Source organism: Rhodococcus sp. YH1 (assembly GCF_009939605.1).
GTDB lineage: Bacteria > Actinomycetota > Actinomycetes > Mycobacteriales > Mycobacteriaceae > Rhodococcus > Rhodococcus aetherivorans.
Genome location: NZ_WVTE01000236.1, coordinates 1 through 12,932 on the forward strand (window position 1 = coordinate 1; position 12,932 = coordinate 12,932).

The 12,932-nt window shown below is 70.9% G+C and carries 10 protein-coding genes and 1 pseudogene; 7 read left to right on the forward strand and 4 right to left on the reverse strand.

The features are described 5' to 3' along the window. The 3 genes and pseudogenes from AIIKEEIJ_RS21505 to AIIKEEIJ_RS21515 form a co-directional block, all read left to right on the forward strand. Positions 1-127, forward strand: a pseudogene (locus tag AIIKEEIJ_RS21505) (acetyl-CoA C-acyltransferase); the annotation flags it as partial. 95 nt (positions 128-222) lie between these two features. Then, positions 223-594 (forward strand): DUF3817 domain-containing protein, encoded by a 372-nt coding sequence (locus AIIKEEIJ_RS21510; protein ID WP_006938400.1) that lies wholly within the window; start codon positions 223-225, stop codon positions 592-594. Between the two features lie 96 nt (positions 595-690). Beyond that, positions 691-1,581, forward strand: a complete 891-nt coding sequence (locus AIIKEEIJ_RS21515; RefSeq protein WP_029542958.1) for a tetratricopeptide repeat protein — start codon at positions 691-693, stop codon at positions 1,579-1,581. A gap of 55 nt (positions 1,582-1,636) precedes the next feature. Here the strand turns inward: AIIKEEIJ_RS21515 and AIIKEEIJ_RS21520 are convergent, their stop codons facing one another. From AIIKEEIJ_RS21520 to AIIKEEIJ_RS21530, 3 genes are read right to left on the reverse strand one after another with little or no spacing between them, the layout of a single operon-like run. Next, entirely contained in the window at positions 1,637-3,076 is a 1,440-nt protein-coding gene (locus AIIKEEIJ_RS21520) for an LIPOPROTEIN PEPTIDASE LPQM (protein WP_006938392.1), read from the reverse strand. 31 nt (positions 3,077-3,107) lie between these two features. Next, positions 3,108-5,306 (reverse strand): 1,4-alpha-glucan branching protein GlgB, encoded by a 2,199-nt coding sequence (gene glgB, locus AIIKEEIJ_RS21525; protein WP_006938391.1) that lies wholly within the window; start codon positions 5,304-5,306, stop codon positions 3,108-3,110. Beyond that, a complete protein-coding gene (locus AIIKEEIJ_RS21530) occupies positions 5,303-7,345 on the reverse strand; it encodes a maltotransferase domain-containing protein (RefSeq protein WP_161996526.1) in 2,043 nt (680 codons plus the stop codon). Before AIIKEEIJ_RS21530 ends, glgB begins: the two co-directional genes overlap by 4 nt. Before the next feature lie 306 nt (positions 7,346-7,651). On the opposite strand from AIIKEEIJ_RS21530, the gene glgP reads away from it, so the two are divergent. Continuing rightward, positions 7,652-10,231 (forward strand): alpha-glucan family phosphorylase, encoded by a 2,580-nt coding sequence (glgP, locus tag AIIKEEIJ_RS21535; RefSeq protein ID WP_044476069.1) that lies wholly within the window; start codon positions 7,652-7,654, stop codon positions 10,229-10,231. Here the strand turns inward: glgP and AIIKEEIJ_RS21540 are convergent, their stop codons facing one another. Next, positions 10,232-10,807: a TetR/AcrR family transcriptional regulator gene (locus AIIKEEIJ_RS21540; protein ID WP_006938382.1), complete on the reverse strand. Its 576-nt coding sequence runs from the start codon at positions 10,805-10,807 to the stop codon at positions 10,232-10,234. It lies immediately after the preceding gene. 93 nt (positions 10,808-10,900) lie between these two features. Here AIIKEEIJ_RS21540 and AIIKEEIJ_RS21545 point away from each other — a divergent pair, with 93 nt between their 5' ends. From AIIKEEIJ_RS21545 to AIIKEEIJ_RS21555, 3 genes are all read left to right on the forward strand, one after another. Beyond that, positions 10,901-11,785 (forward strand): alpha/beta fold hydrolase, encoded by an 885-nt coding sequence (locus AIIKEEIJ_RS21545; RefSeq protein WP_050035019.1) that lies wholly within the window; start codon positions 10,901-10,903, stop codon positions 11,783-11,785. 39 nt (positions 11,786-11,824) lie between these two features. Then, positions 11,825-12,331, forward strand: coding sequence for an HPP family protein (locus AIIKEEIJ_RS21550; protein ID WP_006938378.1), 507 nt, complete (start codon positions 11,825-11,827; stop codon positions 12,329-12,331). 116 nt (positions 12,332-12,447) lie between these two features. Next, the gene (locus tag AIIKEEIJ_RS21555; protein WP_029542966.1) at positions 12,448-12,912 is read left to right on the forward strand and encodes an ATP-binding protein; all 465 of its coding nucleotides are present in this window, start codon (positions 12,448-12,450) and stop codon (positions 12,910-12,912) included. The last annotated feature ends 20 nt before the right edge of the window (positions 12,913-12,932 follow it).

The window sequence follows — 12,932 nt, forward strand, 5'->3', positions numbered from 1 at the left end:
CGGGGCCCGGATCGTGCTGCACCTGGCGCTCGAACTGGCCCGCCGCGGCGGCGGTGTCGGGGCCGCGGCCCTGTGCGGCGGCGGCGGCCAGGGCGACGCCCTCATCGTCCGCGTCCCCAAGGCGTAGACCGCGTCCAATACTCTCGTCGCCGCCCCCGCGCACCGCGTGGGGGCGGTGACGTCTCTCACAGCAACGACAGCTCGTCGTAGCCGATCGGCACAATGGTGTGCATGGCGAACTTCTTCGATCTCAGCACCCCGGCCAAGCGGTTCCGCTTCGTCGCCGTCCTCGAGGCCTTCACCTGGGCCGGCCTGCTCGTCGGCATGGCGTTCAAGTACCTGCCCGAGAACGGCAACGAGATCGGGGTGAAGATCTTCGGCCCGCTGCACGGCGGCGTGTTCGTGGCCTTCGTCCTCGTCGCCCTCCTCACCGCGCGGGCGCTGAAGTGGAACCTGGTCACCACGGGCCTAGCCCTGATCTCGTCCGTCCCGCCGTTCGGCACGATCGTCTTCGAATGGTGGGCTGTGCGCACCGGCCGGCTGGCGGAACTGTCCGCGCAAGCGCGTCCGGTGGACGCGCCCGCACTCGCCTGACCTGCTGTCCCCTGTCGCGCGGAACGTGACAGACTGGACGGCGTGACTCGACCAGGTTCCCGTCCTGCAGCACGTTCCGCCGCGACCGCCGCGGCGATGTCCGGCGCGGTGGATCTCGCGCCCCTCAAGGAGCGGTCTACCGCGCCCCCACCTCCGTCGCAGCCCGGCTCCGGCACCGGCCCCCAGTCCGGTTTCACGCCCGTCGTCGACGTTACCGAGGCCACCTTCGAGGCCGAGGTGCTGCAGCGCTCGATGCAGGTCCCCGTCATCGTGGACCTGTGGGCCACCTGGTGTGGCCCGTGCAAGCAGCTCTCGCCCGTCCTCGAGAAGCTGGCCCACGAGGGCGGCGGCAGCTGGGTCCTCGCGAAGGTCGACGTGGACGCCAACCCGCGGATCGCGCAGGCGTTCGGTGTGCAGTCCGTGCCGACCGTCGTCGCGATCGCCGCCGGGCAGCCCCTCGCCGACTTCCAGGGCGTGCAGCCCGAACCGCAGCTTCGGCAATGGCTCGCCGCCATCCAGGACGCGGTCGCCGGAAAGCTGTCCGGCCCGCCCGGCGCCGAGCCCGTCGAGGAGCAGGAGGATCCGCGGTTCGTCGCCGCCGAGCAGGCCCTCGAGGCAGGGGACCTGGCCGGTGCCGAGGCGGCGTACGAGCTGATCCTGAACTCCGAGCCCGCCAATGCCGACGCTCTGGCCGCGCTGCGGCAGGTCCGGTTCCTCGCCCGCGCTCAGTCGGTGCCCGAGGACGCGATCGCCGCGGCCGATGCCGCCCCGGCCGACCTCGAGGCGCAGCTCGTCGCGGCCGACGCCGAACTGTTCGCCCAGCAGCCCGAGGCCGCCTTCACCCGGCTGATCGGGTTCGTCGCCCGCAGCGCCGGCGACGAGAGGAACGCCGCCCGCACGCGGCTGCTGGAGCTGTTCGAGCTGTTCGATCCCGCCGAGCCGTTCGTCGTCACCGCGCGCCGCAAGCTGGCGTCGGCGCTGTACTGATCGGTTCCCGACCCGCGGTGGCGGTCCGGCTTCCCGGGCCGCCACCGCGCGTCGGTCAGTGGTAGCGGCCCGAGCAGGCGGCCTCGCCGCCGAGAACCCCGGTGCGGAACGCGTCCACCCGGGAGAATCCGCTCGGCACGGTGTTGCCGTTGACGTCGCTGGCGGCGAGGCCGTCGGTCAGCAGGCCGGAGACCGCCTCGTCCAGATCGCCCGGCGACAACCACACCATGTCCTCGGCCGGCTGGGCGCCGGTGCTGTCGGGGCTCAGTTCCGCGCTGATCACGCCGGCGAGGCAGGCAGCCCGCAGCGCCGTCTGGGGGTCGACAAGCGACTGGCCGGCCGCGTTCTGCACGGCCAGGGCGTACCGGGAGGCGAGCAGCACGTAGGCGGCGTAATCGCCCCGTACGTCGGTCGTGATCCCCCCGGCGCCGGTCTGCAACGGGGTACCGCGGTCCGCCAGCTCGTCGACGTCCACCCCGATGGTGTTGGTGGCGGGACAGTACGACACCGGCGACGTGGCCTTCGCGTCCGGACAGCCGAGGTCGGCGCCGGACAGGTCGAGCTCCGGTTGCTCCGGCAGATCGAACACCCGGCGGAACGAGGCCATCAGCGCCTCCACCGACTCCTCGGTCACGGGAAGTTCGCCGTCGTCGGAACTGTCGAAGAACTGCGGCAGATCGGCGCGCCGGGACTCGATCTCGGCGGCGTCGATGCGGGTGCACGATCCCGCACCGTCGGTGAAGCCGATCTGGAACGCGGTGACCCGCTCGAATGCCGACCCGTGGATCGCGTCCGGGTCGTTGGGGTCGCTGTCGCGGAAGGACACCATCGACGCCAGCACCGAGTTCAGCCCGTCCGAGGTGTTCAACCGGAAGTGATCCGAGTTGCCGGCGGCGACGTGCCGCATGAAGGCGCCTGCGAAGCAGTCCGCCTGCTGCTCGAACACGATTCCCGGATCGTCCTCGGCGACCGTCCCGGCCTTGAACTGGACGGCGTGCCCGTACTCGTGGGCGAGCACCGTCACGGCCGCCATCGGGCCGAACGTCTCGATGAGCTGCGGCATCAGGTAGGTGCGGTCCCACCCGATGACGTCGTCGCGGTTGCAGTACGCGGCGTTGATGAACTCGAAGGTGGATTCGCCGCAGAACTTCGGGCCGCGCTCGTCGGGATCCCACGAGGCGATCGTGCCGACGGGCTCGAACGCGCCCCGGGCGATGCGCGGGAACTCCTCGTTCCAGTAGGCCTCGATGTCGGCGACCGCGTTGCCGGCGAGGACGTCGACGTCCCCGCCGTCCGAGTTCTCGATCGTCACCTGCGCGTCCGGGGCGGCGGGCCGCGGGCCGCTCGGGCCCGAGGACACCGGCAGGCCCGCCACCGAGAACGGGTTGTCGTAGATGGAGACGGCGGTGCCCTCGATGCGAGCGGCACATCCGGCGAGCACCATCACGGCCAGCGCCGGTACCGCGAGGCGGAACGGCAGCCGCGTCCGAGTCACCTGTTCTTCTCCTGTCGTCCGAGGACGGCGGTCACCGCTGCAACGTCAGCCAGATCGCACCGTAAGCAGGCAGCGTCACCTCCGCCGACGCCGGGCGCCCGTGCCAGGAGCGTGCCGTGGCCGTCACGGCGCCGAGGTTGCCGACGCCGTTGCCCTGGTAGGCCGTCGAATCCGTGTTGAGGATCTCCGACCACTGTCCTGTTTCGGGTAGTCCGACACGATAGTCCGAATGCGTCGATCCGGAGAAGTTGAACAGGCACGCCACGACGGAACCGTCGCTCCCGTGACGGAGAAAGCTCAGCACGTTGTTCGCCGAGTCGTTGGCGTCGATCCACGAGTACCCGCTCGGCGAGGTGTCCAGCGTCCACAGGGCGGGGTGCTCACGGTAGATCCGGTTGAGGTCGGCGACGAGCCGGTGCACGCCCTGGTGCAGCGGTCCGTTGTGCGGATCGTCGAGCTGCCACCAGTCCAGGCCCCGCTCCTCGGACCATTCCGCGGTCTGGCCGAACTCCTGCCCCATGAACAGCAGTTGCTTGCCGGGGTGGGCCCACATGTACGCGAGCAGGCCGCGCAGGCCGGCGGCCTGCTCGCGGTCGCCACCCGGCATCCGGGTCCAGAGCGTGCCCTTGCCGTGCACGACCTCGTCGTGGCTGACGGGCAGGACGAAGTTCTCACTCCAGGCGTACACCAGCGAGAAGGTGATCTCATGGTGGTGGTACGTGCGATGCACCGGGTCCCGGCCGATGTACCCGAGGGTGTCGTGCATCCAACCCATGTTCCATTTCATGGAGAACCCGAGCCCGCCCGCATGGGTGGGCCGGGTGACGCCGGGCCATGCCGTGGACTCCTCGGCGACGGTGACGACGCCGGGGTGGAGCTTGTGCACGGTGGCGTTCATCTCCTGCAGGAAGGCCACCGCCTCGAGGTTCTCCCGGCCGCCGTACACGTTGGGGGTCCAGCCGCCCTCGGGCCGCGAGTAGTCGAGGTACAGCATCGAGGCGACGGCGTCGACGCGCAGGCCGTCGATGTGGAACTCGTCGATCCAGTACAGCGCGTTGGCGACGAGGAAGTTGCGCACCTCCCGGCGGCCGAAGTCGAAGACGTAGGTGCCCCAGTCCAGCTGCTCGCCACGCCGGGGATCGGGGTGTTCGTAGAGGGCGCTGCCGTCGAAGCGGGCCAGGGCCCACTCGTCCTTCGGAAAGTGGGCGGGCACCCAGTCCACGATCACGCCGATGCCGGCGGCGTGCAACCGGTCGACGAACGCACGGAACTCGTCGGGCGTGCCGAAGCGGGCGGTGGGGGCGTAGTACGAGGTGACCTGGTATCCCCACGATCCGCCGAAGGGATGCTCGGCCACCGGCAGCAGCTCGACGTGGGTGAAGCCGGCCGCCGCGACGTACTCGGCGAGCTGGTCGGCCAGCTCCCGGTATCCGAGACCGGGACGCCACGAGCCGAGGTGCACCTCGTAGACGCTCATCGGCTCCTGCCACGGCCGGGAGTCGGCCCGGGCGGCGAGCCACGCGTCGTCGCCCCACACGTAGCTGCTGTGGTTGACCACGGAGGCCGTCGCCGGCGGCACCTCGGTGGCGAACGCCATCGGGTCGGCCTTGTCCTGGACCGAGCCGTCGCGGCCGTGGACCCGGAACTTGTACAGCGCACCCGGCTCCACGTCGGGCAGGAACAGTTCCCACACGCCGCTGGAGCCGAGCACCCGCATCGGCGCGAGCCGGCCGCTCCAGCCGTCGAAGTCGCCGACGACCGTGACGCCGCGCGCGCCGGGCGCCCACACCGCGAACGACGTGCCGCGGACCGTGCCGTCGGGGGTCTCGTACGAGCGCTGATGCGCCCCCAGGATCTCCCACAGCCGCTCGTGCCGGCCCTCGGCGAACAGGTGCAGGTCCAGCTCCCCGAGCGTGGGCAGGAACCGGTACGGGTCGGCGACGACGACGGTGTGCTCGAACGGGTAGGTCACCACGAGCCGGTAGTCCGACAGGTCGTGCACCGGGACGAGCGCGCTGAACACGTCGTGGCCGAGAGGCTCGAGTGGGTGATCGATGCCGCCGATGCGCGCCGCCACCTTCTCCGCGTGGGGACGCATGGCCCGGATGATCGTGCCTTCCGGATGCGGGTGGGCGCCGAGCACCGAGTGCGGATCGTGGTGCTCGCCGGCCGCCAGCCGGGCGAGGTCGTGCGGGTTGGGGGAGTGGCGTCGAGTCGGGGGCACTGTCACGAGTTGCTCCTGTAGGCGAGGGTGGTTCGCGTCGGTACACCGATCGGGGGCAGCGCCAGGATGTGCGCCACCGCGCGCCAGGGTTCGAGCCGGACGAAGTTGGCCTGGCCCCACGAGTACTGCGCGCCGGACACCTCGTCGAACACCGTGAGCTGGTCGTGCCATTCGTGGCCGAGCGCCGGCATGTCCAGCCAGACGGTGCCCTGCTCGGCGCCGAACGGGTTGAGGTTGATCACGGTGAGGACCGAATCCCCGGTCCGGGGATCGAATTTCGAGTACGCGATGAGGGCGTCGTTGTCGATGTGGTGGAAGTGGATGTTGCGCAGCTGCTGCAGGGCCGGGTGGGCGCGCCGGATCCGGTTGAGCGTGGCGATCCACGGCTCGAGGGATTCGCCGCGGCGGCGGGCCTCGTCGAACCGTCGCGGACGCAGCTGGTACTTCTCCGAGTCGAGGTACTCCTCGCTGCCGGGTCGCAGCGGGACGTGTTCGTAGAGTTCGTAACCGGAGTACACCCCCCACGACGGGGCGAGCGTGGCCGCGAGGGCCGCGCGCAGAGCGAACATTCCGGGCCCGCCGTGTTGCAGCGACTCGTGCAGGATGTCGGGCGTGTTGACGAACAGGTTCGGGCGCGCCTCGTCCGCCTTCGCCGCGATCTCCTGTCCGAATTCGGTCAGCTCCCACTTCGCCACGCGCCAGGTGAAGTACGTGTAGGACTGCGTGAACCCGCGTCGGGCGAGGCCGTACATGCGGGCGGGACGGGTGAAGGCCTCGGACAGGAACAGCACGTCGGGATCGGTGCGCTTGACCTCGGCGATCAGCCACTCCCAGAAGTTCGGCGGCTTGGTGTGCGGGTTGTCGACCCGGAAGATCTTGACGCCGAAGCTGACCCAGTGCCGCACCACGCGCAGCACCTCGGCGTAGATGCCGTCCGGATCGTTGTCGAAGTTGACCGGATAGATGTCCTGGTACTTCTTGGGCGGGTTCTCGGCGTAGGCGATCGTGCCGTCCGGCAGGACCGTGAACCACTCGGGATGCTCCTTCGCCCACGGGTGGTCCGGGGCGCACTGCAGCGCCAGATCGAGGGCCACCTCGAGGTCGAGTTCGCGCGCCCGGCCGACGAAGGCGCGGAAGTCGTCCTCCGTGCCGAGCTGCGGGTGGATCGCGTCGTGGCCGCCCTCGTCGGAGCCGATGGCCCAGGGGGAGCCCACGTCGTCCGGGCCGGCGGTGAGGGTGTTGTTCGGTCCCTTGCGGTTGACCTTGCCGATCGGGTGGATGGGCGGCAGGTACACCACGTCGAAGCCCATCGCGGCGACCCGCGGCAGTTCCTCCGCGGCGGTGGCAAAGGTGCCGTGCCGTGGCGTGCCGTCCTCGTTCCACCCGCCCGTCGAGCGGGGGAAGAACTCGTACCAGGAACCGAACAGGGCCCGTTCCCGATCGACCACGGCGGTGTACGCCTTCCCGCGGGTGATCAGCTCGCGCAGCGGATTGGCCCGCAGGATCTCGGTGATGTCGGCGGCGAAGGCAGGGGCGATCCGGTCAGCGAGCGGCCGCTCCGAACGCAGCGCCGCGGCCACGGCGAGCAGGGCCGGCCGGTTGGGGCGCGGCGCGGTCTTCGCGGCCTTCTCGAACAGGCGGGCGCCGATCTCGATGTCGTTCGCCAGGTCCTCCGGACCCTGGCCGGCGTCGACCTTCGCGTCCACCGCGTGCCGCCACGTGCTCACCGGATCGCTCCAGGCCTCCACCCGGTACGTCCACAGTCCCGGACTGGTGGGGGTGAACACGGCGTGGAAGGTGTCGGGCACCTCGCCGGGAACCATCGGGATCCGGATCAGCTTCCCTTCGCTCTCCGGGTCCGATCCCGGCCCGCGCACGGCCAGGGTGGCGGCGACGGCGTCGTGGCCTTCTCGCCACACGACTGCCGACACGGGAACCACCTCCCCGACAACGGCCTTGACCGGATGTCGCCCTCCCGAGATGTCGGGACGGACATCGTCGATGCCGAGGCGGCCTGTCGCGCTGGCTCCGATTCGACCTGTCACGCTCGCTCCGTTCCGTCTGTCATGCCGGCTCCGTTTCCCTCGCACGGACTGCTGACGAGCCTTCGGATGCGGCCCGTCCCCAACCGTAGTGGAGGTACGCACCGCCGTCCCCTCATGCGACGCGCAATGTCGTCGACGCCCCGCAATAGCTGTTACCCGGGGTCGACGCGCCGGAACGAGCGAGCCCCGCGGCGCCGTGTGCCGCGGGGCTCGCGCGTCCGCTCGCCGGGAACGTGGCCCGGCCGCCGGACGGCCGCCGCATTTGCCGGTCTTCCCGGCCGGCCGAATGTCGGTAGTCTTCCCGGGGTGAGAGCCTTGCGTCGGTTCACCGTACGAGCCCACCTTCCCCAGCGGCTGGCCGGACTGGGCCCGCTCGCCGTCAACCTGCGCTGGTCGTGGCACACGCCCACGCAGGACCTGTTCGCCTCGATCGACTCCGCGCTGTGGCGTCGCGTCGAGCACGACCCGGTGCGGATGCTCGGCGAGGTGCCGCCGGCCCGTCTCGACGCGCTCGCCGCCGACGAGGAGTTCCTTGCGCGGCTCGACGCCGAGTCGGCCGACCTCGACGACTACCTCGCGAGGCCGCGCTGGTACCAGCACCAGCAGCAGGAGGGCACCGGGCTGCCGTCCGGCATCGCCTACTTCTCCATGGAGTTCGGCGTTTCCGAGGTTCTGCCGAACTACTCCGGCGGACTCGGCATCCTGGCCGGCGATCACCTCAAGGCGGCCTCGGACCTCGGCCTGCCGCTCATCGGTGTCGGCCTGCTCTACCGCTCCGGCTACTTCCGTCAGTCCCTGACCGCCGACGGATGGCAGAGCGAGCACTACCCGAACTACGACCCGCAGGGCCTGCCGCTGCGGCTGCTGACCGAGGCCGACGGCACCCCTGCCCTGATCCAGGTCGCCATGCCCGGCAATCGCACCCTCACCGCCCGGGTGTGGATCGCCCAGGTGGGCCGCGTCCCGTTGCTGCTGCTCGACTCGGACATCGCCGAGAACGACGAGGAACTGCGCGGGGTCACCGACCGCCTCTACGGCGGCGACCAGGACCATCGCATCAAGCAGGAGATCCTGGCCGGGGTCGGCGGGGTGCGCGCCGTCCGCGCCTACACCCGGATCGCGGGACTGCGCGATCCCGAGGTGTTCCACATGAACGAGGGACACGCCGGGTTCCTGGGCGCCGAACGCATCCGCGAACTGGTCACGGGCGCCGGTCTGGACTTCGACGAGGCGCTCGCCGCCGTGCGCGCCGGCACCGTCTTCACCACCCACACCCCGGTTCCCGCGGGCATCGACCGGTTCCCGGCGGAACTCGTCCGGCACTACTTCTCCGGACCGAACGGCGAGAACGAGTCGGCGCTGCTGCCCGGCCTGGGGGTGGACCGCGTCCTTTCCCTCGGCCGGGAATCGGACCCCCGTGTGTTCAACATGGCCCACCTGGGTCTGCGGCTCGGCCAGCGCAGCAACGGCGTGTCGAAGCTGCACGGCCGGGTCAGCCGCGAGATGTTCGTGGGCCTGTGGCCCGGCTTCGACGCCGGCGAGGTGCCGATCGGGTCGGTCACCAACGGCGTGCACGCCCATACCTGGGCCGCCCGCGAGTGGCTCGAGTTCGCCAACCGTCTCGCCGGTCCCGACCGGGTCGAGGAGGCCCAGGGCTGGGAACTGCTGCAGACGGTCGAACCGCGCGAGCTGTGGGCCACCCGCAACACGTTGCGTGCGCAGCTGGTGGAGGAGATCCGTCGGCGGCTGCGCCGGTCCTGGCTCCAGCGCGGCGCCACCGAGGCCGAACTCGGCTGGGTGGACGGGGTCTTCGATCCGCACGTGCTCACCGTCGGCTTCGCCCGCCGGGTGCCGACCTACAAGCGGCTCACCCTGATGCTGCGCGACCCGGAACGACTGCGGGCCCTGCTGCTCGACGAGGAGCGCCCCGTGCAGCTGGTCGTCGCCGGCAAGAGCCACCCGGCCGACGACGGCGGCAAGGCACTGATCCAGCAGGTGGTGCGGTTCGCCGATGCCGCCGACGTGCGGCACCGCATCGTTTTCCTGCCGGACTACGACATGTCCATGGCCCGGTACCTCTACTGGGGCTGCGACGTGTGGCTGAACAACCCGCTGCGCCCGCTCGAGGCGTGCGGCACCTCCGGGATGAAGTCGGCCCTCAACGGCGGGCTCAACCTCTCCATCCGCGACGGCTGGTGGGACGAGATGTACGACGGCGAGAACGGCTGGGCCATCCCCACCGCCGACGGTGTGATCGACGAACACCGCCGCGACGACCTCGAGGCCAGCGCCCTGTACGAGCTGCTCGAGCGCTCGGTCCTGCCGCGGTTCTACGACCGGGACGGCAGCGGTGTGCCCACCCGCTGGATCGAGATGGTGCGGCACACGCTCCAGAACCTCGGTCCGAAGGTGCTCGCCTCCCGCATGGTCCGGGACTACACCGTGCAGTACTACGCGCCGGCGGCCGCGGCCGCGCGCGAGGCGGTCGCCGACGGGTTCGCCGGAGCGCGCGAGCTCGCCCACTACCGGCGTCGCGTCGAGGCGGCATGGCCGGCCGTGCGGGTGGCCCAGGTCGACAGCGCCGGACTGCCGGACATCCCGGAGATCGGCTCCAAACTGGCCCTGACCGCCCACGTGTACCTCGACGGTCTCCGGGTGACCGACGTGGTCGTTCAGGCCGTCGTCGGCCGGGTCGGGGTCGACGACACCCTGTCCGACGTGGTGACGGTGCCGATGCGGCACACCGGCACGGACCCGCTGGGCGAGGTCTTCGAGGTCGAGGTCGCGCTGCCGATGGCCGGGTCGGTCGGCTACACGGTGCGGGTGCTGCCGCACCACGAGCTGCTCGCGTCGGACGCCGAACTCGGCAAGGTCGTGCTCGCCTAGCTAGCTCTCCGCGCCGGGCCCGCGGCCGCTCGCGTCGAGCAGGACGCGCGCGGCGTCGCGGGCCTGCCGGGCGACGGCGGGAGAACCGGAGATCGCCGCCGTCGCCATCGCCCCGTTGGCCAGGATCGCCAGCTGGTCGCCCAGTGCCGGGGGGCTGCCCGCGTCCGCCACGAGTCCGCGCAGGTAGCGCCGGAACGCGTCCTTGTGCGTGCGGGCGATCTCGGCGACGTCACCGGAGATTCCGCCGAGTTCGCCGAACGTGTTGATGAAGGTGCAGCCGCGGAAGTCGCTGCAGGCGAACCATTCCTCGAGAAAGTCGAACACCGCGAGAACCCGCTCGCGCGGATCGGTGCGGGCATCGACATACCGGCGCAGATCCGTCAGCACGGTGTGATCGCGCCGGGTCAGAACGGCCTCCACGAGCCGGTCCTTGGCGGGGTAGAGCTGATAGAGCCGCTTGAGCGACACCCCGGAGCGGGCCCGGATCGTGTCCATTCCGACGGCCTGGATGCCGTGCTCGTTGAACAGTTCCTCGGCGGCGTCGAGCAGCCGGGTCTGCGCGGTGTCCGCGTCCATCGGGCCCCTCCCTCTTGCATCGAGAACCATCGTTCTCTACGCTACACCACGTACCGGAGAACGCTCGTTCTCCGACCGATCCGAGGAGGACTCATGTCCGCTTCCACTGTCCGCCACCGCACCGAGACCATCGACGGGCTCGACGTTTCCTACCGCGAGGCCGGGGACCCGGGTGCGCCGGCTCTCGTTCTGCTGCACGGCTTCCCGTCCAGCTCGCACATGTTCCGCCACCTGCTCGGCGAGCTCGCCGACCAGTACCACCTCGTCGCCCCCGACCACATCGGCTTCGGGCGATCGGCGATGCCCGCCGTCGACGAGTTCGACTACAGCTTCGACCGTCTCGCGCAGATCACCGATGCGCTGCTCGACCGGATCGGGCTGACGCGCTTCGCCCTCTACCTCCACGACTACGGCGCCCCGATCGGCCTGCGGATCGCGGCCGGGAACCCCGAGCGCGTCACCGCGCTGATCACCCAGAGCGGCAACGCCTACCGCGAAGGGTTCACCCCGTTCTGGGAGGTCCTCTTCGCCCACGCACAGGACCGCGCCGCCCACGAATCCGCCGTCCGTGCCCTCCTCGAGCCCGAGGCGACCCGGTGGCAGTACGTCCACGGTGTCCCCGAGGACCGGCTCGACCGGATCGCCCCGGAAGCCTGGCTGCTCGACCAACTGGGCCTCGATCGGCCCGGCAACAAGGAGATCCAGCTCCAGTTGTTCTGGGACTACCAGTTCAACCTCGACGCGTACCCGGCATTCCAGGAGTACTTCCGCGCCTGGCGGCCGCCGACCCTGGTGGCGTGGGGCCGCGGCGACGAGATCTTCGGTCCCGCCGGTGCGGAAGCATTCGCCCGCGACCTCCCCGACGCGGAGATTCACCTGCTCGACGCAGGCCACTTCGCCCTCGAGACCCACGGGCCGGAGATCGCGGACCTCGTCCGTGGATTCCTGGGCCGCACTCTGAACCCGGCCGCACTCTGAACCCGGCCGCACACTCCGAGACCGAAGGAGAGTAATCGGATGCCACCGCTTCTCGGTGATGCACCGGACGGGTCCCGCCGTGCCCTGGCCGCCGCCCTCGCCCCGGGGGCCGTCGCGCTCGGCGCGGCCGGCGCGCTCGCCGCCCTCGAGAACCTCGCCCACTGGGCGGTGTTCGGGTTGCCGTACGTCGCGTCCGCAGCCCTCATCGCCCTCGCACCCGGCACCCCGGCCGCCCGGCCCGGAGCGATCGTGCGGGCCTACCCTGCGGCCGCGGCCGCGGCGCTCGTCGTCGCGGCCGTCGCCGGTCCGTCGCAGGCCGGCGCCGCCGTCGCAGCGGGACTTGCGGTCGTCGCCATGGCGCTGCTGCGGGCGCCGCATGTGCCCGCCGCGGTGTGTGCCGGGGCGATCGGGCTCACGGACCCGGGGATCGGCTACGTGGGAACCACGCTGGTGCCGGCGCTCCTCGTCGTCCTCGGCGTCGCGACCGTCGCCGGGCGGGTGCTGCCCGGATTCGTCTATCCGGCGCGGGTCGCCCGTGCCGGCTGACCGGGACGGTCGCCCGTCGCTGTGCGCACGCCCTCGCTTCGAGGTATAGGACCGCGCGGCGGTGGGTATACACCCGATGCGTCCGACCGAGGACGCATCGGAAATCGAGGAGGAGGATGCACTCGCGACACGCCTCTCAGGCGTTCACATCGACCGGGTTGTTCTACCGCGGGGTCCGCGCCGAGCCGAGCCAGGTGACGATGCTCCGGCAGGCCCTGGACCGGTGGCTGGACCGCCTCCACCTCGAGGTCGAACTCGGGCAGGATGTGCTGCTGGCCAGCTACGAAGCGCTGGCCAATGCCGTCGAGCACGCGTATCCCGACGGGTACGGGGATCGTGTCGGCGCGGTCGACCTGGAGGCCGTCTATCGACCGGGGGAACGTTCCGTCGAAGTGATCGTCACCGATCACGGCCGCTGGCGCACCCCGGAGGATCCGTCCGGCGACAGCTGCCGTGGCCACGGGCTCGCGCTGATCCGGACCCTGACGTCCCACACGGATGTCGTCACCGTCCCCGACGGCACCTCGGTCTCGATGAAGTGGGACGTCTCGACCTCGCCCGCGCTCGTCGCGGCGCCGTGACCCCGTAGTGACGCATCAGC

What these genes read in the sequence shown, in the direction of transcription:
- AIIKEEIJ_RS21515 (WP_029542958.1), top strand. Translation starts at nt 691, where the DNA reads ATGTCCGGCGCGGTGGATCTCGCGCCCCTCAAGGAGCGGTCTACCGCG.
- AIIKEEIJ_RS21545 (WP_050035019.1), top strand. Translation starts at nt 10,901, where the DNA reads ATGTCCGCTTCCACTGTCCGCCACCGCACCGAGACCATCGACGGGCTC.
- AIIKEEIJ_RS21550 (WP_006938378.1), top strand. Translation starts at nt 11,825, where the DNA reads ATGCCACCGCTTCTCGGTGATGCACCGGACGGGTCCCGCCGTGCCCTG.
- AIIKEEIJ_RS21510 (WP_006938400.1), top strand. Translation starts at nt 223, where the DNA reads ATGGTGTGCATGGCGAACTTCTTCGATCTCAGCACCCCGGCCAAGCGG.
- AIIKEEIJ_RS21555 (WP_029542966.1), top strand. Translation starts at nt 12,448, where the DNA reads ATGCACTCGCGACACGCCTCTCAGGCGTTCACATCGACCGGGTTGTTC.
- AIIKEEIJ_RS21540 (WP_006938382.1), bottom strand. Translation starts at nt 10,807, where the DNA reads ATGGACGCGGACACCGCGCAGACCCGGCTGCTCGACGCCGCCGAGGAA.